This is a genomic window from Kroppenstedtia sanguinis (assembly GCF_050433445.1).
Classification (GTDB): domain Bacteria; phylum Bacillota; class Bacilli; order Thermoactinomycetales; family DSM-45169; genus Kroppenstedtia; species Kroppenstedtia sanguinis.
Window position 1 is genome coordinate 84,322 of sequence record NZ_JBNPXF010000006.1, and the last position, 26,479, is coordinate 110,800.

General features: G+C 51.1%; 23 protein-coding genes. 1 reads left to right on the forward strand and 22 read right to left on the reverse strand.

Annotated features, from left to right (window positions below; genetic code table 11):
- Positions 1–55 precede the first annotated feature (55 nt).
- Together JOD24_RS05470 and asnS are read right to left on the reverse strand one after the other, a co-directional pair.
- The gene (locus JOD24_RS05470) at positions 56–790 is read right to left on the reverse strand and encodes a DnaD domain protein (protein WP_380163184.1); all 735 of its coding nucleotides are present in this window, start codon (positions 788–790) and stop codon (positions 56–58) included.
- A 117-nt stretch (positions 791–907) separates the two neighbouring features.
- Positions 908–2,197: an asparagine--tRNA ligase gene (gene asnS / locus JOD24_RS05475; protein ID WP_380163185.1), complete on the reverse strand. Its 1,290-nt coding sequence runs from the start codon at positions 2,195–2,197 to the stop codon at positions 908–910.
- A gap of 130 nt (positions 2,198–2,327) precedes the next feature.
- Here asnS and JOD24_RS05480 point away from each other — a divergent pair, with 130 nt between their 5' ends.
- The gene (locus JOD24_RS05480) at positions 2,328–3,488 is read left to right on the forward strand and encodes a CapA family protein (RefSeq protein ID WP_429246473.1); all 1,161 of its coding nucleotides are present in this window, start codon (positions 2,328–2,330) and stop codon (positions 3,486–3,488) included.
- A 460-nt stretch (positions 3,489–3,948) separates the two neighbouring features.
- Here the strand turns inward: JOD24_RS05480 and JOD24_RS05485 are convergent, their stop codons facing one another.
- From JOD24_RS05485 to JOD24_RS05580, 20 genes are all read right to left on the reverse strand, one after another.
- Entirely contained in the window at positions 3,949–4,419 is a 471-nt protein-coding gene (locus tag JOD24_RS05485; protein ID WP_429246474.1) for a GNAT family N-acetyltransferase, read from the reverse strand.
- A 460-nt stretch (positions 4,420–4,879) separates the two neighbouring features.
- On the reverse strand, positions 4,880–5,557 hold the full coding sequence (locus JOD24_RS05490) for a PadR family transcriptional regulator (RefSeq protein WP_429246475.1): 678 nt from the start codon (positions 5,555–5,557) through the stop codon (positions 4,880–4,882).
- 836 nt (positions 5,558–6,393) lie between these two features.
- The gene (locus JOD24_RS05495; RefSeq protein ID WP_380163189.1) at positions 6,394–7,023 is read right to left on the reverse strand and encodes an FMN-dependent NADH-azoreductase; all 630 of its coding nucleotides are present in this window, start codon (positions 7,021–7,023) and stop codon (positions 6,394–6,396) included.
- 399 nt (positions 7,024–7,422) lie between these two features.
- Positions 7,423–8,763 carry a type I glutamate--ammonia ligase gene (glnA, locus tag JOD24_RS05500; protein WP_380163190.1) on the reverse strand — a complete coding sequence of 447 codons (1,341 nt, stop codon included), beginning with the start codon at positions 8,761–8,763 and terminating at the stop codon, positions 7,423–7,425.
- Positions 8,764–8,790: 27 nt separating this feature from the next.
- Entirely contained in the window at positions 8,791–9,183 is a 393-nt protein-coding gene (locus JOD24_RS05505) for a MerR family transcriptional regulator (protein WP_380163191.1), read from the reverse strand.
- A gap of 457 nt (positions 9,184–9,640) precedes the next feature.
- Positions 9,641–9,835 (reverse strand): hypothetical protein, encoded by a 195-nt coding sequence (locus tag JOD24_RS05510; RefSeq protein WP_429246476.1) that lies wholly within the window; start codon positions 9,833–9,835, stop codon positions 9,641–9,643.
- A 149-nt stretch (positions 9,836–9,984) separates the two neighbouring features.
- On the reverse strand, positions 9,985–10,458 hold the full coding sequence (locus JOD24_RS05515; protein ID WP_380163192.1) for a DUF456 domain-containing protein: 474 nt from the start codon (positions 10,456–10,458) through the stop codon (positions 9,985–9,987).
- Positions 10,458–11,759 (reverse strand): methionine gamma-lyase family protein, encoded by a 1,302-nt coding sequence (locus JOD24_RS05520; protein WP_380163193.1) that lies wholly within the window; start codon positions 11,757–11,759, stop codon positions 10,458–10,460. The genes JOD24_RS05515 and JOD24_RS05520 overlap by 1 nt, the downstream gene beginning before the upstream one ends.
- 32 nt (positions 11,760–11,791) lie before the next feature.
- Entirely contained in the window at positions 11,792–13,021 is a 1,230-nt protein-coding gene (hflX, locus tag JOD24_RS05525; RefSeq protein WP_380163194.1) for a GTPase HflX, read from the reverse strand.
- Positions 13,022–13,148: 127 nt separating this feature from the next.
- A complete protein-coding gene (locus JOD24_RS05530) occupies positions 13,149–14,120 on the reverse strand; it encodes an AAA family ATPase (protein WP_429246477.1) in 972 nt (323 codons plus the stop codon).
- A gap of 105 nt (positions 14,121–14,225) precedes the next feature.
- Positions 14,226–14,471 carry an RNA chaperone Hfq gene (hfq, locus tag JOD24_RS05535; RefSeq protein ID WP_380163196.1) on the reverse strand — a complete coding sequence of 82 codons (246 nt, stop codon included), beginning with the start codon at positions 14,469–14,471 and terminating at the stop codon, positions 14,226–14,228.
- 45 nt (positions 14,472–14,516) lie between these two features.
- Positions 14,517–15,467 carry a tRNA (adenosine(37)-N6)-dimethylallyltransferase MiaA gene (gene miaA, locus JOD24_RS05540; RefSeq protein WP_429246478.1) on the reverse strand — a complete coding sequence of 317 codons (951 nt, stop codon included), beginning with the start codon at positions 15,465–15,467 and terminating at the stop codon, positions 14,517–14,519.
- Positions 15,442–16,212, reverse strand: coding sequence for a class I SAM-dependent methyltransferase (locus tag JOD24_RS05545; RefSeq protein ID WP_429246479.1), 771 nt, complete (start codon positions 16,210–16,212; stop codon positions 15,442–15,444). Before JOD24_RS05545 ends, miaA begins: the two co-directional genes overlap by 26 nt.
- Before the next feature lie 21 nt (positions 16,213–16,233).
- On the reverse strand, positions 16,234–18,111 hold the full coding sequence (gene mutL / locus JOD24_RS05550; RefSeq protein ID WP_429246480.1) for a DNA mismatch repair endonuclease MutL: 1,878 nt from the start codon (positions 18,109–18,111) through the stop codon (positions 16,234–16,236).
- On the reverse strand, positions 18,104–20,716 hold the full coding sequence (gene mutS / locus JOD24_RS05555; protein WP_380163200.1) for a DNA mismatch repair protein MutS: 2,613 nt from the start codon (positions 20,714–20,716) through the stop codon (positions 18,104–18,106). The genes mutL and mutS overlap by 8 nt, the downstream gene beginning before the upstream one ends.
- Positions 20,717–20,813: 97 nt before the next feature.
- On the reverse strand, positions 20,814–22,193 hold the full coding sequence (locus JOD24_RS05560) for a putative amidoligase domain-containing protein (protein WP_380163201.1): 1,380 nt from the start codon (positions 22,191–22,193) through the stop codon (positions 20,814–20,816).
- Between the two features lie 128 nt (positions 22,194–22,321).
- Positions 22,322–22,900: an outer spore coat protein CotE gene (gene cotE, locus JOD24_RS05565; RefSeq protein ID WP_429246481.1), complete on the reverse strand. Its 579-nt coding sequence runs from the start codon at positions 22,898–22,900 to the stop codon at positions 22,322–22,324.
- A gap of 164 nt (positions 22,901–23,064) precedes the next feature.
- Complete coding sequence (locus JOD24_RS05570; protein WP_380163203.1) at positions 23,065–23,484, reverse strand: YlbF/YmcA family competence regulator; 420 nt, start codon at positions 23,482–23,484, stop codon at positions 23,065–23,067.
- Positions 23,485–23,486: 2 nt separating this feature from the next.
- On the reverse strand, positions 23,487–24,959 hold the full coding sequence (miaB, locus tag JOD24_RS05575; RefSeq protein WP_380163204.1) for a tRNA (N6-isopentenyl adenosine(37)-C2)-methylthiotransferase MiaB: 1,473 nt from the start codon (positions 24,957–24,959) through the stop codon (positions 23,487–23,489).
- A 331-nt stretch (positions 24,960–25,290) separates the two neighbouring features.
- Positions 25,291–26,466, reverse strand: a complete 1,176-nt coding sequence (locus tag JOD24_RS05580) for a glycine C-acetyltransferase (RefSeq protein ID WP_429246482.1) — start codon at positions 26,464–26,466, stop codon at positions 25,291–25,293.
- Positions 26,467–26,479 lie beyond the last annotated feature (13 nt).

A 26,479-nucleotide genomic window follows, 5' to 3' on the forward strand; every position in this document is an offset into this window, starting at 1 on the left:
CAACGATGTCGAATGCCCCCATGATAGAAAAATAGACGGAGGCCCGAGGCCTCCGTCAAGATCCTTGTTTTACCCAATTGTACAGTGAAAATTCCTCTGCTTTTTCCTTTGCGCCCTGGAGGGAGTCGGACTGATACAAAATCCCCGAGGACCGAAACTTCCGGGAGTATTCCACCGCCTCTTCAGGGGACTGAATCCCGTTACGTTGCCATTCAAGCAGGATTCGATCGATATAGCGACAACTCATCTTCCCGCAGAAGACCGCCTCTCGGAGAGCTGCGACAATCAGGGATTCCGGATGAGCATCCTCATCTAACCATTGGGTCAGTGTCTCACATTCCATTGGGGACAGAGGGCGGCCAAATTCCCGCTCAAAAAGCTGAAACAGATTATCATAAGCCTCTTCCACTGTATCATCTGGTTGAATCGACTCCCGATCCAGATAGGAAGCTGCCAACTGTTGCAACAAGGGAGCGCTGGAGTATTGTTCAGAACGGAGCCCCTCCTCATCCACCATCTCCTCGATAGAAAGAAACCCTTTTCTGACCAGGACCTGTAACCACTGTACAATTCGATCCCCTTTGACACTCATTCGCTCCTCTAGCTGACTGACCGTAGGAAAAGCAATACCTTCCTTTTCGTTGAAAAGAAGGATATGTAACAAAAGCATCATTTGTCCTTCATTCAATCCTAATCGTTTGTACTCTGTAAATAGCAAGACCGGAAAGGAGATGGAACCCTGCTGCAGGACATCAACCAAAGCGGAGTGTGGCGAGATCTTTCGGTCCATCCTTTTCACCTCACCCTCTACTATAGCAACTGAAAAAATGGAAAAACAGACTTGAAAACAAAAAGAGCACCGGTTATGTACCGATGCTCCCCTCCGGGGAGGAGTCATACCTGTACTTTACGGATACAATCGATTCAGCATCCGGGGGAAGGGAATTGTCTCCCGAACGTGATCCAAACCGCAAATCCAGGCCACGGTTCGTTCCAGACCCAATCCGAATCCCGAATGAGGAACCGTCCCGTATTTCCGAAGATCCAAATACCAGGCGTAATCTTCTCGGGGGAGTTGATATTGTTGGAATCTTTCATCCAACAAAGCCGGATCATCAATCCGCTGACTTCCGCCGATGATCTCCCCATACCCTTCCGGGGCAATCAAATCTGCACACAGGACCACTTCGGGGCGGGAAGGATCTGGTTTCATATAGAAAGCTTTAATCTCTGTGGGATAGTGCGTGATAAAGACCGGACGGTCAAAACTCTCTGCAATCTTCGTCTCATGGGGGGCACCGAAATCCTCTCCCCAGGTGAATTCCATCCCCTCCCGATTTAAAAGATCCACCGCTTCATCATAGGTGATGCGAGGGAAGGGTCCCTTCACCTTCTCCAAGGACGCCAGATCTCTACCGAGAACCTTCAACTCTTCCTGGCAATTTTCCAAAACATGCTGCACCAGATAGGTCAGCATGTCTTCCTGAACTACCAGATTCTCTTCATGTTCCACAAAGGCCATCTCCGGCTCGATCATCCAGAACTCGATCAGATGGCGCCGGGTTTTCGACTTTTCCGCACGGAAAGCAGGCCCAAAGGAATAAACCCGGCCCAGGGTCATCGCCGCAGCCTCCATATACAGCTGCCCACTCTGGGTAAGGTAAGCATCTTCATCAAAATATTTGGTGTGAAAGAGGTTGGTCGTCCCTTCACTGGAAGAGGGGGTCAAAACCGGCGGGTCCACCAGAGTGAAGCCTTGTCCATCCAGCCAGCCCCGAACTGCCTGAACGATCTGGGCCCGAATGCGAAGAATCGCTCGCTGTCGTGGCGAACGGATCCACAGATGGCGATGATCCATCAGAAATTCCACTCCGTGCTCCTTCAGCGCGATCGGATAATCCTGTGCTTGCTGAATCACCTCAATGGAGGTCACATCCATCTCATAGCCACTGGGAGCCCGCTCATCGGCACGAATCCCCCCTTCCACATAAAGCGAGCTCTCTTGAGTCAACTCCAGTGCCGCTTCCCAGACCTCAGGAGAGACTTTGTTTTTCACCAATACCCCTTGAATGAAGCCGGTTCCATCCCGTAGTTGTAAAAATTGGATTTTACCACTGGACCGTTTATTGTAAAGCCATGCGCCCAGGCGGACTTGCTCCCCCACATGGGCGGAAATATTACCTAATGTGGTAAGCACGTTCAAACCTCCATCTCGATTTTGACCTGTCCATTATACCCTTGGCTGCAAATGGGAGTCAACGCGATGAAAAAAGCCAATTCAGGTATAATAAAAAGATCAATCCAATTTGAAATGGATGTGTTTCTTCATGACAGGTCGAGTTCCCCATCTGATCCTCTTCCTTCTCTTAGTCATCTGTCTCGGCTGTACTGCTGAAACCCCTACCACCGCGAAAACCGAGGCAGCAACAGCTCAGCCTTCCTCCTTGCGACTAGCCGTCGTCGGGGATATCATGATGCATGATACTCAGATCCGTGCTGGAAAAACCGATTCCGGAACTTATAATTTCGATTCCTTTTTCAAGGAGATTCAGCCTTGGCTCTCTCAGGGCGACCTCGTCATAGGAAACTTGGAGACCACCTTGCCAGGCAACGGGAAATCCTATTCCGGTTATCCCCTCTTCCGTTCCCCAGACGCCCTTGGTGACTCCCTGAAAAAAGCGGGATTTGATCTCTTGTCCACCGCCAATAATCACACGATGGATGCCGGTGAATCCGGAGTCCTTCGCACCCACCGGAAACTGACGGAACTGGGGATCCAACCGATTGGAACCTCTCCGGGGCCGGAGCCACAGAAACCCCTCCTCATCGAAAAAAACGGGATCACTCTCGCCTTTTCCGCCTATACCTATGGAACCAACGGAATCCCCCTTCCTGAAGGCAAGGATTACTTGGTGAATGGGATTGATGAAAATCGAATCCTGAAAGAGATTCGCGAAAGTCGCGAGCGGGGTGCTGAATTTGTCGTGGTCACACTCCACTTCGGACAAGAATACCAGCGACAACCCAACGAAGAACAGAAACGACTCGTCAAGAAGCTATTACAAGGAGGCGCCGATGTCGTTTTAGGTGGACACCCTCATGTACTGCAACCGATGGAGCGTCAGAGGATAGAAGGAGAAGAAAAATTTGCAATCTATTCCCTCGGCAACTTCATCTCTGATCAACTGAAAACCTACACCAATGACGGAATCATCCTGTACCTCGATCTACATCGGACAAGCGTGAACCAGCCGGTTCAACTGCAACAGGTCTCTTATTTGCCCACCTATGTCCACAAATACAACCGGAACGGGGTAAGACGATTCACGGTGCTCCCCATCGAAGAAAAGGGGAAATGGACAGGCCCTTCCTATCCCGGACTATCGGAACAGACCTTGAAACGCACATGGAAAGACACCACCACCCTGATGCAATCCCTTGATAGTTTCCCTGTCTTCTCCCAACCCCTCGAGAAAACAGCACGTTAAATTCCTCCATCAGCCGGACTTTTTACCTGGCTTTTTAAGTCGGGTGTTTTTTTCTGTACCAAGTTTGCTATACAAACTAATCTGCGGTTTGTGATTCGATGAAAACTGGAAATCCTGATCCCAAAATCAAAAAAACAGCCACTTCGCATGAAGCGAAGTGGCTAACCCCCGTATGGGCTTATTCATGCAGACCTAATCTGTACTCGTACCTTTTGCAAATCGAATAGAACCTGCCCGCCTGAAGGCGGGGCTGGATGCCCTCTTATTTCACGAAGATCCTCCGTCGCCACCCGTTGTCGATATCTTTTAAGCACTTTTTGCGGAATTCCCTTAAACGGCCTGGATCCGATTTTAATTCATGAAAGGTTATAGGCTATCCAACGAGGATTGTGCATCCTGGGGTATTAAGTTCTTCACCAATCACGCCCGATGTTGAAGACATTTCTAAGACGACAAACCTTTATAAATCTTGCGAAAGTCGGACCATATCGATGACTTGGATGCCATTTTCAAAAATTGGTTTATCGTAATGTCTAATAAAAAAATCGCGATCAATAGAAGTCATTCTAAAACCGCATTTTTGATATAATGCCAATTGAACGACTCCTGAATTTCCAGTTCCTATTTCAACGGTTTTATAACCTTCATGTTTTGCCGTTTCAATTGCATGGAGGACAAGTTGTTTTCCATATCCTTGACCATGAAAATCTTCATTCACCGCTATATTTACAATTTCTGCTGTTTTTGGTCGGGTTGGAATAAGGACATAAGTACCTATGATGAACCCATCAAGATCCATAATAAAGCACTTACCTCTTGAAATGTATTCTCTGACTAGCTTCTCTGATGGATCCGCCAACAATAATAACTCCAACGGCAACTCCTCATCCTTCTTTAATTCTCTAATCAATTTGAACACCCCAAATTTCATTTATTCCAGAATATCGAATTAAAGACAAGCTGCTGGAAACAACCATCATTGTTCAATTCTTACGCCTGATGGTAAGACAATTCCTCGGCATCACCACAACAAATTTAACATTTTGGATTCCTTTGAACCATTTCTTCCGTTAAATCAACAACGTAACATTTTTCAGCAAAAGGTGCGAACGTAAGGGCAGTATGCCCTGCTCTTAAAGTAAATATCAACAAACCACATCTCGGTTCACCCCCTTCCCATTGTAGAATAAAAAACAATTGAAAATGGACGGAAAGCCAACTAAAAAATCATTCCTTAGCGAAAAAAAGGAGGGGGAATTTCATTTAGTTTGCGAAACAAACTAATCTGCAGATGTGGAACACAAAAAAGCCCGGCCCATTGCCGGACTACAAGCGAATTGCCCTCGGTAAACACGTGATGGATCCCCCCTCTCTTTTCCTTCTTTCAGGCATTATGGTTCATCTGTGTTTTTCTTGTTGTTCTCATCATCATTGACTATTTCAGAAAGCTCTGCTCGTGTTTTGTCGAGCAGCTTTTGTAGTTGTTCCTTTTTTTCAGGACTTTCCATAGCTAGACGACCTATCTTGAAAAATTCGTAGGTTAATCCCTGAATGTCAGATCTTAAAGTCTGCATTTCACTTAGATCCATACTATTCTCAAGCCTATTCATTCTTGAGATAAAGGGATCTTCGTTTTGGTGTTTTTCTAAATAGCTTCGCCCCTCATCTGTAAGATGGTAAACCTTTTTCCGCCCTTCCTTCGTTACATGGACAAGATCCTGATCTTCGAGCATCTGGAGGGTCGGGTAAACCGAACCGGGACTGGGGGAATAAAACCCCTTGAACTTTTCTTCCAGTACCTTGATTAATTCATATCCGTGTCTCGGTTGCTCTTGTAACAACTTTAACAAGACGATTTTGATATCACCGCGCCTGAAAAAACGTTCTCCGCTAGGATCACCGCCAAATCCTTTACCTGCAAAGAAACGAAATCCACCTTGTCTGTCAAAGTGACTGTCTTCCCTTCCCCATCCCCTATCAAATCTACCGCCTTTAAAGAAGCCATGACGATCAAATGGACCTTGGCCTTCGAATAAAGGATACTGAAGAAAATCAGGTTTTTTGAACATGGTCAGCCTCCTGTTGTTTTTATATATTAACGATATATCGTTAAACAAATAATAACCGATATATCGTTAAATGTCAAGAACGAGATGCGATTTTCATCCGTTTCATCTCAGATATCTATAAAAAGGACACCTCCCCTGAATAAGGAAGTGTCCTTGATTCACATTGACCGCTGATACAAGCCTTTGAGAGATTCCGACAGATCGAGTGCGGACAGCTGCCGTCGGGGCCACCTCCGGACTGGTTCAGTCTGCTGTTCGGGAGGCGAAGTGGACCCTAGCTTTGTTTCGGTGCGGATCATTCAAACTTTATAGTATTATTGTCGATGGCCTTAATCACGCGACCCGTTGTCCTGCGACATTACAGGTGACGTCGATTCCCCCATAAGAAGATTGGAGGCATCTGCATGCTAAGTTTGCCCCGAAGCCATCTCTGTTGACGGCATCAACAGGAAAATAGTTCCCAGATGAAAAAAGGTAATGTTTCTAGTGCCCCCTCAGAGAAGATTGTGTGGGAAATCACAGAAAGGTAAGGAGGGTGGGGATTTGATTCGCCTTTGTACCCATAGGGCACAAGTCTCGCCAAGGTCACTCCGTTCCCGGTCTCGCTATGCGCTCTTTGCAAGAGATCGGAGCCGCCCCACCCTCCTGCCTCCGCCTTGCTGAAAAACAAGATCAAAATTGCCTGAAGGGGCACTAGATGAAGTTTGTATAACTTACTAATCTGCAGATGTGGAACGCAAAAAAGCCCGGCCCATTGCCGGACTACGAAGGAATTCCTGTCGACGAACCGATTAGGAACTTCGGGCCCCGATTGAATCAAGCCCTCTGCCTCCCGTTCAAAATCCTTTGGCCACCTCAATCGCTTGTCGGATCCCCTCCTCAACAATTTTCCCTCGCTTCTCGGGAAATTGGTTGTGCCCCTCTGCAATCACCGTTGTAATATCGGTGATCCCGAAGAGCTGCAAGTTTTTCACGACAAAGTTAACCGCCATTTCAGAACTGGCCGCCTCCCCTTCAGAGTAGAGGCCCCCGCGAGCGTTTAACAAAACCACCTTTTTATCCGGAACCAGACCAACAGCGCCTTCTGGCGTATAACGGAAGGTTTTTCCCGCTCGATTCAGATAATCGATATAGGTGTGAAATACAGCAGGCACAGTCAGATTCCAAAGAGGAAATGCCATCACTACTTTATCTGCCGCCAAAAACTGATCCAAATGATGATCGATAATATCCATAACTTCCTTCTCTTGCGGAGTCAGCTCGATTCCCTTACCGGATTTGGAAATTCCATTAATCATGCTGGCATCCATATAGGGTAACGGCACTCCATACAGATCCAACTCCACTACCTGATCCTCAGGATGAGATTCTTGATAACTTTTCAAGAAGGCCTCATACAACTGCACAGTCACCGATTGATCTGCGGGACGATTGTTTGCTTTGACAAATAACGTTGTAGTAGTCATATATTCATTCCTCCAATGAAGAAACTCAGGATCGATGCTGAAGTGGATCCTTCGCTCATGATTTTACCGAAAAAGCCACCTTTCCGCATCCGCACCCAGACTCGCCTTCCTTACGGAAATCGTCTCAGTCCGGTTGTAAGACTATAGTCTTGGGCTGTGAAAAAACAATCAGTACTTATGATGATACCAAAATACTCGGTTTTAGTGGCACAGGAAGATCTGACAGAAAAAGAAGATCCGTTGGTTTCGATTCTAAGCCTCCTACGAGAATGGGGTGAAGAAGAGCCCAGAATAACGGACATTCCCAAGAGTAAGACAGCAGGGATTTCAGCCACTTTTGTTCATCTCAATAAAGAGAAAACGCCCTCCCGCTGTCAAAGCAGGAGGGCACCTGTCAGTTTAATACAATGAAAGGTATTGTTCCCGCTCCCAGGGGTGCACCTGGCTCCGGAACATATCCCATTCGATCTCTTTGGCTTCGATGAAGTTGCGGAGGGCATGCTCACCGAGAGCCTCACAGATCACCGGATCTTTCTTCAATTCCTCCAGCGCTTCTTTCAATGTGGCTGGTAGCTGTTCGATCCCTGCTCGATCCAACTCTTCCTCGTCCATCACATAGATGTTGCGATCGGTCTCCTGGGAGAGCTCCAGCTGATTTTGGATCCCATCCAATCCCGCCTTTAACATAACCGCGAGGGCTAGATAGGGATTGGTTGCGGGATCGGGACTGCGCACCTCCAGTCGGGTAGACAAACCCCGGGAAGCCGGAATACGAACCAAAGGACTGCGGTTGGTAGGGGACCAAGCCACATAGCAAGGTGCTTCATACCCCGGAACCAAACGTTTGTAAGAGTTCACCAGCGGATTGGTGATTGCCGTAAACCCTTTGGCATGTTTCAAGATCCCAGCCAAAAAATAACGGGCGGTGCGGGAAAGCCCCAACTCATCGGATGGGTCATAAAATGTGTTTTCCTCCCCCCGAAAAAGAGAAAGGTGGGTATGCATCCCCGACCCACTCACCCCGTACAGCGGCTTCGGCATAAAGGTGGCATGAAGACCGTAGCGACGGGCGATATTTTTCACCACCAATTCAAAGACCTGGATGTTGTCTGCTGCGGTGATCGCGTCGGTATATTTGAAGTCGATTTCGTGCTGACCTGGGGCTACTTCATGGTGAGAGGCTTCAATTTCAAAGCCCAGCTTATCCAGAGTGATCACGATATCGCGACGGCAATTCTCCCCCAGGTCCATGGGAGCCAGGTCAAAATAGCCTCCCTTGTCGTTCAAATCCATCGTCGGGTCTCCCTTGGCATCTGTCTTAAACAGGAAAAATTCCGGCTCGGGACCGACATTTAATGCACTGAACCCCATCGCTTCCGCTTCTTTCAATACATTCTTCAAAATGCCTCGGGGATCCCCCGCAAAGGGTTCACCATCGGGGGTGTACATATCACAGACCAATCCTGCCACTCGAGAGTCCTCTGTCCCACCCCAAGGATAGATCACCCAGGAGTTCGGATCCGGGTGCAGATACATATCCGATTCCTCGATCCGCACGAACCCCTCGATGCTGGACCCGTCGAACATCATTTTGTTGTCCAAGGCTTTTCCCAACTGGGACTTGGGGATCTCCACATTTTTGATCGTGCCCAAGAGGTCGGTAAACTGCAAACGAATAAACTCCACATTGTTTTCTTCAACGGATCGCAGAATATCTTCTCTGGTGAAACGTTTTGGCATGGAGGATACTCCCTTCGGATTTTAAAATCAATGGAAGAAACGGGACAACTCACCGCGGATCAGGTGACTTTGATGGGGGCGTGAACTGAGCTCATGGAGCTGACGCTTCATCAGTTTGTATACTTCCGCTTTGGAGAGATCGGGCTTTACCGGCGACAACTCCGGCTGGGAGACCTGTGCCTGCTCCCACAACACTTCCTTCACACCGGCGACGTTGACCCCTTTTTCCATTAAAGACTTGATGCGCAACAGTTGATCCACATCATTGAAGGAAAACAACCGCTGCCTTCCCTGAGTCCGGGCCGGATGGATCAGCCCTTGCTGTTCATAATAGCGAATCTGCCGGGGAGTCAATTCCGTAAGCTGCGTCACAGTTCCCATCGGGAACAAGGGAAGGTTCCGACGAAGATCATCACCCATCCACAGTACCTCCTCAACAAAATCACGATTCCATTTTAAGGCTGTCTCGTAAAGCTGTCAAGTGATGTTAGGTTATCTGACATGAAAAAATACCTACCTGTAAATTAACAACAAAGATATTCAGCAATAAAGAGTCGGGAAGCTTACTATCTCCGATCCCTTCCTCATATCTTAAAAAAAAGCACCCTGTTCAGGGTGCAATTCAATCCGTTTAAAATCCCAAAATCAAAAACCAGATTAACAAACCTACCATCAACAACGCCTTAATAAACACCCCCCAAAAAAACCACCAGGGTGCCATATCCCACCCGAAGGGCCTGTTGGCAGTCCTTTTTCAGGATCAGCTTCAGCAAAAAGACCGCCAAAAGCGACCATTTGGCCAACTAAGCGACGATTTCATCGCAAAAGAAGGTTCGGTAAACACTGGGGCCTCTGTACATCAGCTAATCATGTAAAATTATTTATTTTTTTCTTTCTTCACCGCACGCCAATCCCTAAATGACAAAATGATAGCGATCACAATCAGTATAAACCCCCCAATAGCTCCTACCGAAATGGAGTATAGGAAAAAGGGTTGCAATAGATTGCCCATGACAATGAAGAAAACAGCAGCCATCGTAAAATAAAACACTTTAGGATTTCCTTTTAACATCCTTCTTCCTCCATTCTAACAACCCTTTACCACTATATCATACACAATTTTACAAAATAGATTTTATGGAAACCAGCTTCGTCGCTTCACCCTTTTTTTTAAAAAACCCCGCCTGCAGAGGCGGGGGTTCACTCTTTACATCACGTCGATCACACCAAAATCAAAAACCAGATCAACAAACCTACCATCAACAGTCCCTTGATAAACAAACCCCCGAAAAAGCCCACCAGGGTGCCATATCCCACCCGAAGGGCCTGTTGCCAATCCTTTTTCAGGATCCATTCCAGCAGGAAGACCGCCAAAAAAGGACCGATCAGGATGCCAAGGGGGCCGAAGGAGATGCCGACCAGGCCACCGAGGATGGCTACTGGGATGGACCATTTGGAACCACCATAGGTGCGAGCAGTAATGCCCCCGGCCACATAGTCGATGACCACCACCACCAGGGTGATCCCTACCGCCCCCACCCAGAAAGAGGTGGAGAGTACATCGGAGTCGATCAGAAAGTGATAAAGCAAAAAACCGATGAACAATAACGGGGCGTCCGGTAAGACAGGAAGGATCAGTCCCGCGAAGCCCAGGATAAACAACAACACCACCAGAATCCACCAAATAATTTCCATTATCCTTCTCCCTTCGCGGGATCCGTGAATCTCGACGGAAAGAGATCGCTATAGTCCAGCATCCGATCCAAAGCCGTCAAGATCCCGATCTTCACATGAGAGTAAGTAAGTCCCCCTTGCATGTAAGCCAGATAGGGTGGCCGTAGGGGGCCATCCGCCGACAACTCGATACTGGCTCCTTGAACAAAGGTTCCCGCCGCCATGATCACCGGATCTTCATACCCCGGCATCGGGGAAGGCTCCGGCCGTACATGGGCATCCACCGGAGAAGCAGCCTGGATCCCTTGACAGAAAGCGATCAGCAGATCCGGATTCTCCAAACGAATCTGTTGAATAATGTCAGTGCGCGGCTCCTGCCAACGGGGCGTCGATTCAAATCCAGCAGCCTCTAACATTGCCGAAGCGAAAAGAGCCCCTTTTAAAGCCTCCCCTACCACATGAGGAGCCAGAAAAAAACCTTGATACAGATCCCGGGTATAGCCGTGGGTGGCTCCTCCTTCTGCGAGAATTCCCGGAGCCACCAGGCGAGCCGCGGCGCGATCCACCCACTTACGGCCACCAGCGATATAGCCACCGGACTTGACTAGGCCCCCACCCGGATTTTTAATGAGAGAACCAGCGATCAGATCGGCACCCACATGAGTGGGTTCCCGCTCCTCCACAAACTCTCCATAACAATTATCCACAAAGATGACAGCATGAGGACAGAGCTCCCGGATCCTTTGGATCATTTCCCCGATCTCTGCCACCGTGAAGGAAGCCCGGGAGGAATAACCTCGGGAGCGCTGAATCCCGATACAACGAGTCTTCGGCCCAACAGCGGCTGTTACCGCCGGCCAATCCACCTGACCGTCAGAGAGGAGGGGGATCGCCTGGTAGCGGATCCCATGATCGGCGAGAGAGCCGGAACCATCCTTCTCCTTTCCGATCACCTGTTCCAGAGTATCGTAGGGAGACCCGGTGATATAGATCAGCTCCTCCCCTGGACGCAATACACCGAACAGACAGGCGGCGATGGCATGGGTGCCGGAGATGATCTGAGGGCGGAACAAGGAGGTCTCCGCTCCGAAAATCTCGGCCACGATCCTCTCCAGACTCTCCCGCCCTAAATCATCATAGCCATAGCCCGTAGAGGAGGCCAGGTGAATATCGCTCACCCCCTCCACCCGGTAGGCGTTCAGGAGACGCCATTGATGGTAGTCCACCCGTTCTTCAATCGCCTTCAACTTCGAAGCGATCCGGTGTTCCGCCTCTTCTTTCCACAGTTTGAGCTGGGTTCCATGTTTAAGATTCTTGTACATTTCACACACCATTTCTCTATTTCTGGTCCGTATCAAATATCCTTCCGTATCAAACCCTTCATCTCCGGCGACATCCGTTCATAACGATGGAGCGGCAACCGAAATTCCACTTTCATCGTCAGGTCGTCCACCTCGGAATGAACGATCTCCGCCACCTGATAAAACCGGGAAATCATTTCCCCCCAGGACACCGGGATCTCCGCCGACCCGTGGATCTGAGTGGCGTTTAACACCTGATCGATCTTCTCCTTCAGTTGTTCTCGGTCGTCGGCATCATAAGCAGAGATCCGGATCGTCTCCCCCTCTGCGGACAAGATCGCTCCCGCCTCGCGATCCCGTTTGTTAAAGACCGTCAACACAGGAACCTCACCGGCACCCAAATCCGCCAGGACCCGCTCCACCGCCTTCATTTGTTCCATCGCTTCAGGGTGGCTCCCATCCACTACATGGAGTAGGAGATCCGCCTCTCCCACTTGTTCCAGTGTGGATCGAAAAGCCGCCACCAGATGATGAGGGAGATTACGGATAAAGCCGACGGTATCCGTCAACAACACCTTTCCCCCTGAGGGCAGATCCAAAAACCGCGAAGTCGGGTCCAGTGTAGCAAATAACTGATCTTCCTCCATCACCCCGGCACCGGTCAAGCGATTAAAAAGTGTCGATTTTCCCGCATTGGTGTATCCGACGAGGGCCACTTGGATCATATCCATCTTTCGGCGTCGATTCTGATGCAATCGCCGGTGTTTGCGAACCCCTTCCAATTCCCTCTTCAAATCCCGAATGCGGCGCCGGATATGACGCCGGTCCGTCTCCAACTTTTTCTCCCCGGGACCGCGGGTTCCAATTCCCCCTCCTAACCGGGACATCTCTTTTCCTCTGCCGGTCAGCCGGGGCAAAGAATACTCCAGTTGGGCCAATTCCACCTGGAGACTTCCTTCCTTCGTGCGCGCGCGCATGGCAAAGATGTCCAGAATCAGTTGGGTTCGGTCCAACACCTTACAGGGAAACCGACGCTCCAGGTTCATCAACTGAACTGGGGACAACTCCCGATCAAAGAGGATCAGGTCGATCCTTTCCTCTTCCACGGTTTGAGCCAGCTCCTCCACCTTCCCCCGACCGATCAGCCAACCCGGATCCGGCGCATTCCGATGCTGGATCACGGTGTCTACGACAGTTGCGCCCGCCGTATGGGCCAACCGCCCCAACTCGGTCAGAGATGAATGAATGGAAGCCGTCTCCCTCCCACTGCCACAACCTACCAATAACGCTCGCTCACTACTGTTCTCCGTCTCGATCTTCCCTCATCCTCCTTGGAACGTGTAACCATCCTGTATGTCGATTATACCACGACTGAAAAAAAGAAACCCGGCACTTCCTGTGGCCGGAAATTCAAGGAACAAACCCAAAGGGCAGCTCCGTCTCTTTTTTTTTCGGAAAGGAAAGGTCCTCCGACTGAAGCGTCATCAGTTCATCCCGGGACACATACCGACTGTCCAACAGTCGCACCGCCTGGTTCCGGATCGCTTGCTCCACCAGATTCCTCACATAGCGTCCATTTCCAAAGGATTCGCCGGGAATCGTCGTCCTCTTCGCCAGATGGCGACGCAATTTCTCTAACGCCGGTCCCGAAAAACGATACTGCCGCTCCTCCAGCATTCCCCGGGCGATCCGGACCAGTTCATCCACACTGAAATCAGGGAAGCGGAGGTGGATCGGAAAGCGAGAGGGAAGCCCCGGGTTGGAGCGCAAAAACCGTTTCATTTCATCAGGATATCCCGCCAGAATCAGCACAAAATCATTTTTGTGATCCTCCATCGATTTGACCAAGGTATCAATTGCCTCTTTGCCGAAATCCTTTTCCCCACCTCGGGAAAGAGAGTACGCCTCATCGATGAATAAAATCCCGCCGAGGGCTTGCTTCACATGCTCCCTCGTCTTTTGTGCTGTATGCCCGATATATTCCCCCACCAGATCCGCCCGCTCCACCTCCAACAGGTGACCTTTACTCAGTATCTCCATCTCTTTGAGCAGATGGCCCATGATCCGAGCCACCGTGGTTTTCCCCGTTCCCGGATTTCCTTCAAAAACCATATGCAAAACCTGATTTTCCGTCATCAGCCCCGCTGCCGATCGCCGTTTACCCACCGTCAGCCAGGCATAGATTTCATGAATAAAATTCTTGATTCCCGAAAGACCCACTAGGCGGTCCAATTCCTCCATGCATCGCCTCAAGGGAAGGTGTTCATCCCCTTCCCGATTGAGGCCCGGTAGTTCCCGGGATTGGAAAGAGGCGTTCCTCTTGCCGTGGTCCAATACCACATGGAAGCGATGGGGTTCCTTTGTGATCACGCGGCTCGCCATATCCGGTCACCTCTTTGCTGGAATCGGCTCATCTATATATACGCATCCGCCCAGCTATTGGTGAGTGGCTAAGAATATAGAAAAACCAAGTGGTTACACTTGGTTTTAGCTTTCCTTATTGCTTTCATCATTGGGCATCAAGGACACCGACCGCACTGGGGTGAAGGTGGAGATCGCATGTTTGTACACCATCTGTTGTTTGCCGTCCGAGTCAATCACGATGGTGAAATTATCGAATCCCCGCACCAATCCCCGCAACTGAAAACCGTTCACCAGATAGATAGTGACCGGCACCGATTCTTTGCGGATCTGATTTAGAAAAGTGTCCTGGACATTGATCGATTGCTTCAAGGTTTGTACCTCCTATGTACATTTGGCATTCGGCATTAGTTTACTCTATTCTTTGTACTGAGGGAAGTTTCCTGCTACAAGAGCGAGAATTTCTTTCCCTGAATTTTCCCTGGTAACATCAAACCAGTGGATCATGGACAATCGGCGAAACCAGGAAAGCTGACGTTTGGCAAATTTCCGAGTGCGCTGCTTGATCTGATCCACCGCCTCCTCCAGAGAAAACTCCCCTTCCAGGTAGCCCATCAATTCCTTGTAGCCAAGAGCCTGCATCGAAACGAGACCCCGGTGGTACCCCCGCTCCCGGAGCTCCTCCACTTCGTGTAGCAATCCCGCTGCCATCATCTGATCCACCCGAAGATTCACCCGTTCATAAAGGCGATCCCGGGGCATCGTCAGACCGATCCACAGCATCTGGTAAGGAGGAGGAGTCTGAGTCTGCACTTCTGTGAGAGGCTTTCCGGTCACGCGAAAAATCTCCAAGGCTCGGATCACCCGGCGTCGATCATTGGGATGAAGGCGAGCCGCCCCTTCCGGATCGACTGACTGCAACCGTTGGTGGAGCACCTCGTTTCCTTCTCGATCAGCCAATTGATGCAACTCCTCGCGGAAGCGAGGATCCTCTCTGACCCCAGGCAGTCGGTAACCATGGGTGACCGATTGGATATAAAGACCGGTTCCACCCACCAGCATCGGCAGATGTCCGCGGACCTGGACCTCTTCAATCTTTTCCTGGGCTCGCTGCTGAAACTCCTCTACAGAGAAAGGAACATCGGGGTCCACCTGATCGATCAGATGATGAGGAACCACTGCTCGCTCTTCCTGGGATGCCTTGGCTGTTCCGATATCCATATAGCGATATACCTGCATGGAATCCCCTGAGATCACCTCCCCCTGAAACTCCCGAGCCAGGGAGAGACTAAGTGCAGTTTTTCCCACGGCAGTGGGCCCCACGATTACTAACAGATCTCCTTTAGGGTTCGAGGATTCCGAACGCATAGTTGGAAGCCTCCTTTACCACACGGAATCCAAGCCGTTCAAATTCTCCACTCATCAGCCGTTCCTTCAGCACCACCCGTTTCCGTGCCACCCGGAGTGCCTCCTGGACTGATTTCGGATGCAATGGTTCAGGATTGGCCAGCATTTTTAAAGACTGGAGGGCGGAAGAACGAGTGACGGTCTGCCGGAACATCGGATCAAACAACACTACATCGAAGGAGTCATCCTCTTGGTGCAAAAGAACCTCTCGGTAATCCGCACATACCACCCGAACCCTCTGCATCGCCTGCATCAGCCGCGGGGAAGCTGCCTGGTAATGCCCCAGGCCATAATCCACCAGCGTTGCGATCACCGGCTGACTTTCCAATCCCACCACTTCCCCTGCCTCTCCTGCCACATGAGCCGCCACAATCGCATCGGCTCCCAGTCCTAACGTACAGTCCAGGATCCGATCCCCTGATTGCAGAGCTGCCGCAGTCACCAGGGCATCCGATCCTCCGGATGTCAGTGTCTTCACACGCGGAGCCGCCAGATTGGGGTGAAAACGGAAGGTATTCCCCTCCCGATCCTCCCAGTAGGCTCCATCACTTCCCACCACCACAGCGGCCTCTGCGGCAGTTTCCCCCATCATCTGGGTCAAGGATCGGCTCTCGCGGGGCAGATAATCTGCTCCCATCCTGCGGGCGATCCGTTCAGCCCATATGCGCTCTTCTTGCCGGGGCTGTCGGGAGGTTGTCACAAACACTCTTTACATCACCCGCACTCTCTACATCACCCGTTTAAACATCTTTTCAATTTCATAAGTGGAGAAATGAACCAGAATCGGTCGGCCATGAGGGCAGGTGTAGGGCGTCATACATGCCCGCAATTGTTGAATCAAGCTTTCCATCTCTTCCCGCCGGAGATGGCGATTCGCCTTGATCGCCGCTTTGCAGGCCATCAGCTTGGCTCCGTCATCCTGCAACCGGGCCAGATCCACCCGCTCTCCCCTCTTCACCCAGTCGAGAACTTCCCACAACAACTCTTCTTCGCTCCCTTTAGGAAACCAAACGGGATGGGAGCGCACCAAAAAGGAGGTGTTTCCAAAGGGATCCATCTCAATTCCCATCTCCGTCAGATGGGGTATCCATTGGCGAATGATCTGAGTTTCCGCCGGAGTACATTCTACCGTCAACGGCATGAGCAGGGATTGTAACCTGCCATCCCCCTCCTGCATCCGACGGTAAAATCGTTCATAATAGATCCGTTCATGCGCTGCATGTTGGTCCATCAGGAAGAACCCATCCTCGGCCTGAGCGATGATGTAGGTTCCGTGAATCTGGGTTAAGGGGGTTAAATCGGGCAATTCCCCACCGGGGGTACTCTCCTCCACTTCGGTCTCCTGCACGGGAGCGGTTTTTGCCTCCTCCTTCTCTGCGGAAGCCCTATCCCCACTGGGATCCACCGGCTCGGGAGTCGAAGAAGTCAAGGGAGACAAAGGTGCAGGCGAGGAAACCCACCTCGGCTCTGACCCCAATGCTGCCTCTTTTTCCCGGATCTGCCAATTCTCCCCTTTCTTCCCTCTGTGGGAAACCTCATCACTCCACTGCAACTGCTGCTGTACTGGGTGAGATCCCCGCTGATACTCCTGTCGGGGAGAGGCGGCTTGGGGGATCAAGACATGTTCGCGGAACAAAGCCTGCAATCCCGCTTCGACCAGACGACAGAGCTCCTTCTCTTTACTCAGTCGCACCTCCAATTTGGCCGGATGCACATTCACATCCACCAACTTGGGGTCCATACTCAAAGAGAGAACCACAATAGGATAGCGCCCAATAGGCAACAAAGTGTCATAACCCCGGAGAACCGCCTGGGACAGGGGAAGGTTCCGGATGTAACGTCCATTGATCATGATTGAAATATAGGAACGGTTGGACCGGGTCACCTCTGGCTTTGCCGCCAGTCCCTCCACACTGAAGTCCATATCTTCCACAACGATCGGCAACATCTTACGTGCTACCTGTTTCCCGTACAAGACATGGGCCACATGAAGCAATTTTCCATCTCCCGGAGTCCGAAACAATTCTTTTCCGTTATGCGTCAGGGCAAAGGAGATGGTCGGATGCGCCAAGGCTTGTCTTCCTACATGATCTGCTACATGACTAACTTCAGTGTTGACGGTTTTTAAATATTTCAAACGGGCGGGAGTATTGAAGAACAGCTCCTCCACGCACACTTCAGTTCCGGGAGAACGGGCGGCATCTTCTGTGGACAGTAGTTTACCACCTTCCAGCACCAGCCGGGTCCCGATCCCTTCCGATCGAGCCGTGGTTAAGGTGAGTTTGGAGACAGAAGCGATACTGGGCAACGCCTCCCCTCGGAATCCCAGGGAACGGATAGAAAACAAATCCCGTTCCCGGCGAATTTTACTGGTGGCATGCCGTTCAAATGCGAGAAGAACATCTTCCCGGTCCATCCCCTTCCCATTGTCGGAAACCCGGATCGAGCGGATACCTCCCTCGTGGATCTCAATGTGAATTCGATTCGCTCCTGCATCGAGTGCATTTTCTACCAGCTCCTTCACCACGGATGCCGGTCGTTCCACCACCTCTCCTGCAGCGATGCGGTTGGCCAATGAATCGTCCAGCAAACGGATCTCACCCATCGACCTCCGCCTCCTTTGCCTTCAGTTTTCGCTGCAGGTCAAAGATAAACTGGATCGTTTCCATAGGCGTCCGGTTGAGAAGGTCCCACTCCCGCAGAGCCTTCAATGTCTCCTCTTCTTGCGGGGACAATGCTGATTTCGCCGTGGATTCCACGAAGGAGAACAAATCCGGTTGCTGGGTTCCTGCAGTTTCCAAGCGCCCTTCCAGAGTTTCCAGCAGACTCCGCGCTCGCTGGATCACTTCGGAAGGCATTCCCGCTAGCTGAGCCACATGGATCCCATAACTGCGGTCCGCTCCCCCTGGCTCCATCCGGTGTAAGAAGACCACCTCCCCCTCTTTTTCCACACAGCGGGCATGAATGTTCACCACCCGGGGCAAATCTGCCTCCAACTGCGTCAACTCATGATAATGGGTGGAAAACAACGTCTTCGCTCCTACGTGATCGTGGATATACTCTACGATCGCATGGGCCAAGGCCATCCCATCATAAGTGGAAGTTCCCCGTCCCACCTCATCCAGCAGAATCAGACTGCGCGAAGTCGCCTGGGCCAAAGCCAAGCGGGTCTCATCCATTTCCACCATAAAGGTACTACGACCACCGACCAAATCATCAGCGGCACCGATTCGGGTAAAGATTCGATCCACAATTCCGATTTCCGCCCGGTGTGCCGGCACGAAGCAGCCTATCTGCGCCATCAGCGTGATCAGGGCCACTTGACGCATGTATGTACTCTTGCCTGCCATGTTGGGACCGGTGATCAACAACAGCTGTTGCTCCTGTTGATCCATCCGTGTATCATTGGGGACAAATTCCCCTTCCCTCGTCGCCGCTTCCACCACCGGATGGCGTCCCTCTGAAATTCGGATCCGCCCTTCCCCGTTGATGTCAGGACGGACATATCCATATTTTCCGGACACCGCCGCCAGGGAATGGAGCACATCCAGACGAGCCACCCGGTCCGCCAACATCTGAATCCGCGGGATCTCCTCTGCCACCTGTTCCCGAACCCGGGTAAACAATTGATACTCCCATTCCACTGATTTTTCTTCCGCCTCCAGAATCAACCGCTCCCGCTCTTTCAACTCAGGAGTGACAAAGCGTTCAGCGTTGGCCAGGGTCTGCTTCCGCTGGTAACGCCCTTCAGGCAGATGACGCAGATTGGCTTTGGTCACCTCAATATAATAGCCAAACACCTTGTTGAAACCCACCTTGAGGGAACGAATGCCGGTGGCCTCTCGCTCCCGCTGTTCCAGACGAGTGATCCAGCCCCTGCCGTCTCGCTGGACTTCACGGAGTCGATCCAGTTCTTCATCATACCCGTCTTGGATCAGGTTCCCCTCCCGGACCGATACCGGAGCTTCATCTGCAATGGCTTTTGTGATCAGCTCCACTACTTCACCTAAGGGATCCAATCCTTCAGCGACAGAGGTCAGCACCTGAGCATCTGTTTCGGACAAACAACGCTTCAGATCCGGTATTTTTTCCAGAGAACGCCGCAGGGAGATGAGATCCCGCCCATTGGCAGATCCGTAGGCAATCCGGGCACACAACCGTTCCAGATCATAAACCCCTTTGAGTTGCTCACGGATCTCCTCCAACAGGATCAAGTGGTCCGTTAAAGCCTGAATCTCCTCTTGACGCTGCCGGATTTCATTCAAATCCAACAATGGCTTGTCCAACCACTGTTTTAACAACCGGCTTCCCATCGCCGTCGCAGTCCGATCTAACAAGCCGTACAGGGTCCCTTCTTTTCTGCCGTCTCGCAAAGATTGGGTCAACTCCAGCGTCTGGCGCGCAGAAACATCCAACACCATAAACTGCTCAGCATCATAAGGGCGAATCCGGTTCATATGGGAAAATCCCCGCTTCTGGGTCCGCTGCAAGTAGGAAAGGAGCAGGCAGGCCACCTCCCCATGAATCGGGGTGGTGAGCCTTTCCCGATCCTCAGGAAAGTGCTCGCCCAGCATCCTGGATCTCTCCTCTGGCGGTTGCAGTTCCTCCTCTCCCATCACCGTGACCACAACTTGGAGGCGAAGGCGCAATTCTTCTAAAAAAGACGCATCTTCGCCCAAACCGGGAGCTAGCAGAACTTCCTTTGGTTGGTATGCCGCCAGCTCATCGATCACACGCGTGGGATCGCCGACAACATCCGTCACATAAAACTCTCCCGTAGATAAGTCCGCCGCCGCCAGCGCATAATGCTCCCGCTGACGGATCAAAGCCGCCAGAAAATTATTTTCCCGTTCCGCAAGCATCTTCTCTTCCATCACTGTGCCCGGGGTAATCACCCGGACCACTTCCCGCCGGACTACACCCTTGGCCGTGGCAGGATCCTCCACCTGCTCACAGATAGCCACTTTGTAACCCTTGCCGATCAGACGACTGATATAAACATCCACAGAATGAAAGGGAACACCGCACATGGGAATCTTCTCGCCTCCACCGTCTCTGGAGGTGAGGGTGATTTCCAGTTCTTCCGCCGCTTTGCGGGCATCCTCGAAAAACATTTCATAAAAATCGCCTAAACGAAAAAATAAAAAGGCATCAGGATGATCCGCCTTGATTGAAAGGTATTGTTGAATCATCGGAGTATACTTGGCCACTTGGACAGACCCTCCGAATTTTGGTAGGATGTGTGATTCATGAACTACATGGATTTCATTGTACCATGCCCTTTCTGTGGGAACAAGCGACAGCCTTTCAGGACTTGTGATGGGGTAACTTCCACAGCGGTCGAATATCCTTCTCCTCATTCCATCTCTTCCCTGACTCGATCATTCTGTAAAAGGGATCCAGATAGTGGCTGTAACGATGATATCCATCCACACTGCGCAGTTCACTCCAGAGATTGCGGACGATTTCCCGCAGCTCCTCCTTGTCCCCTCGATAGTACGCCTTTTGCACGACATAACTATTCAAATCGCCGGCCCGTAACAACGGATACCGAGCAGCCACCAACTTAGCCGCAGCTATGACCCCTTTGGTCAGAGTAGGGGAAACCAGCCAACTGGGCAGAGTTCGATACTCAAAACCACCATGGAATTGAGGCCGAAAATCCCCCAGGAATCCATATTTGGGACGGCGGCGCGCTCCCTTCGGATCCTCTGCCAGCATCAAGGGCAGGGCCAGATAATGATCCAAGGCACGTAACAGTTTAAAGTTGAGATGGACTCCACTGAAATGAATATGACCTCCCAGGGGGAAACCTGGATGGGGGAGTGCTCCTGCCAACCACTGAATCCGGCCGTCTTTGATCCGTCGCGCCGCCTGAATCAAGCCCCTATAGATCCGGATCACCAACTCCCGCGGTTCCGGGGTGGGTCGAGGACGGACCTCTACCAGCGGCTTCGCGGACCGATCTTCCCCATGCCAAATCGCATCACAGCCCACTCTACCGTAGCGCGGAAAATAGTCAGAAGCCATCATCAAGTCCCCACTCGGTTTACGCAGGATAAATTCCGGATCGGCTCCAAGAACCACCTGATCCAGCTTTGCCACCATTTTGGGGAGTTTCCGACTGTATTGAAGGATCGCTTCGGTAAAAGATCGCGTCATCTCCTGATTCAGCCGGGGGCTGGGATTGACATCCAACACCGTCACCATGTTTCCCGGCAGAATGCCGATTTTAACGACACCATAGTCCAACCCCATCGCGTACAAAGCCCGCACAGACAGATTTTTTACGCGCCGGACTTCCCGTGAGTTTTCCTGGGGATTCACCCTGCGAAAAGTCTCCTTCTTACTCGATCGCCCTCCCGCAAGCCAAGCCATCGGACCATTGGAGCTATACATCAGCAACACTTGGGTCTGAAAAACAGCTACAATATATCGCTTGAGCAATCGGGTCTTTCCATTCACCGTCCGAATCCCATGCAACTGCAAAAAAGCAATTCGATAATCGGCGTCACCTGCACGCTCCACTGCATTACCATCATTTAATATAATCATCTGTTCTGTATAAGTATCGCGCAAAGACGAGTCTAGGTAGAGCGAAGGAGCAAGAGTGTTTTCAGGGGTGACCAGCCGGCTCTGGAACCTCCCTTCATCCGTCTGGTTGATCGGGAGCAAGTGCGCTTCCATATCTCTTCTCCTTTCGCGGATCCTAAAACCAATCTGCTGATATGTTATGTGAAGAACGTCTCTGTGGTTAGTGCATCAAAAGAAAAAGGAGGCATCCTGCCTCCCCTGCCGTGATGGAATGTGAAAAATCAGTCGCTCAGATCATCGATCACCAACTCAGGATCCAGATCCTCAAAACCGTCTGAGATTTCCTCCTCCATCTCCGAGCCGTCCATTCCTTTATCATCCCAGTCATCACAGCCACCGGGGTTTACCCAAACACAAACCTTGGTTTCACCGACCATCTCCACGTAAAATTCCCGTTCCACCCGGACTAGGACCTCTCCATCTCCGGCAATGGTGGCTTCGATGCAGTTGGGAGGTTGAGTGGCCACTGCGCTGACCTCCATGGTTTCCTCCCGCACATGGCTGTCGTAGTAGCTCAGCGGAACCTGCTCTACATACCGCACCGTGTGATTGGCCACTTCCGTCTTGGTGTTCCGGTTGAATGAAAACCAGAGGTTGATATCATAGCTCCCAGTGATCTCGATCACATCCCCCACCCGGTTGGCATCATATTTGTGGTTGATGATCCAGGCACCCAAGATACTGGAAATGTGGTCGGGGGGCTGGATGGAGTGCGTTGTCTGGGAGAACTTGCTGCCTTTGCCGGTGACCGCTTTGGTAATGATTTGTCGGCATTGCATTCCGCTGTTTGTATTTGACACGATACTCCCTCCTCCAAACAATCGTTCAGTACAAATAGTATGCAGGGCCATAGTCTAGGGTGCCTAAAAACCATAGGAAAGTTCTATAAAAGACTTTCTCCTCGCTGAAGTCTGAATGGATTTCACAAAAAAAAGACCTGCATCCCATCGCAGGTCCAAAAAGTTCAGCGACAGCCGCAGGGTCCCCCGCTACCGCAACCCCCGCCGACATCACCGCCGACATCCAAATCCAGTTTTTCCGAAACCGCCCCCGCCAAAGCTTGCGTCAGTGTCTGCAGAAGATCATTCATCTCCACTTGGGATTGCTGATACTCCTTGACGATGGGCAGATTGTCCATCTCCAACTGCAGGCGATCCAGTTCTTGTTCCAAGCGTCGGGTATACTCCGGCTTTTCATAGTGTTTCGCGTGAACCAGCTCTTTTTGTTTCCGTTTGATCTCCTCGATCAGTCCCTGAACTCGGCGGCTCCGATTGACCTGCTCCTCAGCCAGATGAAAGCGGTGAATCTCCTCTGTCTCCGACAAGCGACGTCCCAGGTTGGATGCATGAGCCAGAATCGGGTGATCCGGATTTAGCATTTCCATTCTCAACTCCCCACCTTCCCGACGGAGGGCCCCTCTACCCATTCTCCCTTCAGAGTCCAGGTGCGAGGCTCCGTGATCTGAACCTGTGCAAACTCACCGATCAAATGTTTCGGTCCCTGAAAATTGACCAACTTATTTGTACGAGTGCGGCCGGAGAGGAAATTGGGATCTTTTTTGCTCTCTCCTTCCACCAATACTTCCATCACTTGACCCTTCAATGCGAGATTTTTCTTCAAGCTGATCTCATCTTGCAAGTGATTCAGGCGATACAATCGTTCCTTTTTTACACTCATCGGAACATCATCCTTCATCTTCGCTGCCGGTGTCCCTTCCCGCGGCGAGTAGATAAAGGTGAAAGCTGAATCAAACTCTACCTCTCTCATCAGGGAAAGGGTATCCTCGAACTGCTCCTCTGTCTCTCCCGGATATCCGACGATAATATCTGTAGTTAAAACCGCATCGGGAATCGCCGCCTTAATCTTATCCACCAGTTCCAGGAACCGTTCCCGGGTGTATTTCCGGGCCATAATCTTGAGAATCCCATTGTTTCCGGATTGAACCGGGAGATGGATATGCTCCACCAAATTGCCCCGCCGAGCCAGCACTTCAATCAGATGATCGTCAAAATCCCGCGGATGACTCGTAGTGAACCGAACCCGGGGAATTCCGATTTTGCGAACGTCCTCCATCAAATCGCCGAAACGGTACTCTCTGTCCTCAAAATCCTTTCCATAGGCGTTCACATTCTGACCCAACAGCGTGACTTCTCTATATCCCTTGCGAGACAGATCCCGGATTTCCTCCAATACATCCTCCGGCCGGCGGCTCCGCTCCTTGCCCCGGGTAAAGGGGACGATACAATAGGTGCAAAATTTATCACAGCCATACATGATATTGACCCAAGCCTTCAGCCCGTCTTCACGTACCTTGGGAAGGTTCTCCACAATGTCGCCTTCCTTGGACCAAACCTCCACCACCATCTCTTTGCTCATCAGTGCCTCCCAAAGCAGATCTGGAAGGCGGTGAATATTGTGAGTGCCAAAGATCAGGTCCACATGCTGATGCTTCTGCAGAATCCGGTTGACAACCGACTCCTCCTGGGACATGCAACCACACATCCCCAACACCAGCTCTGGCTTTTCCGTCTTCAACGTCTTCAGCCGTCCAATCTCGCCAAACACCTTGTCCTCTGCATTTTCTCGAATGGCACAGGTATTGATCAGGATGACCGCTGCCTCTTCCTCCACCTCCGTGGAACGGTAACCCATCAGTTCTAGGATGCCAGCGATTGTCTCGGAATCATGCACATTCATCTGGCAACCATAGGTTTTGATCAAGTACTTCTTTCCTTTGCCGATTCCCCTCATTTCGTTGGGGATATGTTCAAATTCCAACACGGAGATAGCTTCTTTCCCACGCTTCTTAGCCGCCTTCAGATCCGGCGGCGTAAAATACCGACGCATCTCTTCGTTCATATTATTTCCCTCCAATATGGAAACCCCTTCCCTCTGGAACAGGGAGTGAAAACCATTCAAGATCACAGAATATAAACCCCCATCCCCCCGACTCAGCAAGCTGCTGCTGCCGCTCTCGATCTCGCAATGAAGGAGAAAGGGGAGATCTGGAATCGCTCTTTTGTTAATTATATCGAAGGTGGAGGCCACCTTCAATGAGGGGACCTCCTTCTCAGCAGGCATTTCTCGTAAAGCGGTAGATACTTTTAGAACTATGTTTGTTTTGCAAACTAGTTTTCTTGTTTCTCTTTCAAAAAAAGACAGCCGGTCGCTTCCGGCTGCCTCCCCTCTGTCAAATGATCCCCAGCTTTTTTCCGGCACGCTCAAAAGCCGCCAGTGCCTGCTCCAGATCCTCTTTGGAGTGGCCTGCCGTCACAATGGTGCGAACACGAGCTTGGCCCTTCGCCACCGTGGGAAAAACAATTCCCTGAGCATAGACCCCTTCATCCAATAAGGTGTCAGAGAACTTCATCGTCAGAGCATCATCTCCCACCATCACCGGTGTGATCGGTGTTTCACTCTTACCTGTATCAAATCCGAGCCGTCTCAAACCTTCCTTGAAAAAACGAGTGTGATCCCAGAGGCGGTCCACCCATTGCGGCTCATCGAGCAACACATCGATGGCGGCGGAACAGGCAGCAGTTACAGCCGGCGGATGGGAGGTGCTGAACAAGAAGGGCCGTGCCCGGTGGATCAGATAGTCCCGCAAAATAGAAGGACCTGCAACATATCCCCCCAGAACACCCACCGCCTTGGAGAGTGTACCCACCTGGATGTGAACTCGCCCGTTCAGATCGAAATGGTCCACCGTCCCCCGTCCATTTCTCCCCAGCACGCCACTGGCATGTGCATCGTCCACCATCACCAACGCCCCGTATTTTTCACACAGATCCACGATTTCGGGCAACGGTGCCACATCCCCATCCATACTGAACACCCCATCAGTGACCACCAGACGGGTACGAGCCCCTTGCGTCTCTTGCAACGCTTTTTCCAGATCCTCCAGATCCGCGTGGCGATAGATACGACGGGAGGCTTTGGTGAGGCGGATTCCGTCGATGATACTGGCGTGGTTGAGAGCATCGCTGATCACTACATCCTGTTCTGACAAAATCGACGACAGAACTCCAACATTCGCCGTAAAACCGGATTGGAAGACCAAGGCCGCCTCGGTGTGTTTGAACTGGGCCAGCTTCGCTTCAAACTCCTCGTGCATGGAGAAAGTACCTGCAATCGTTCGGACGGACCCGGTCCCGGCACCATACTTCTCCACCGCTTCCAAGGCGGCCCGCTTTAGACGGGGGTGAGTAGTCAGACCTAGATAATTATTGGAGGAAAGTTGAATCACTTCACGTCCATCGATCTTGACTTTGGCGCCCTGTTCCGATTCCACTTCCGTCAATGGCCGGTAAGTCCCCTGGTCTTTCCACTCCTGAATCTCTTTCTCCAAGTATGCAAAGCCGTTCATTGATTTCCCTCCC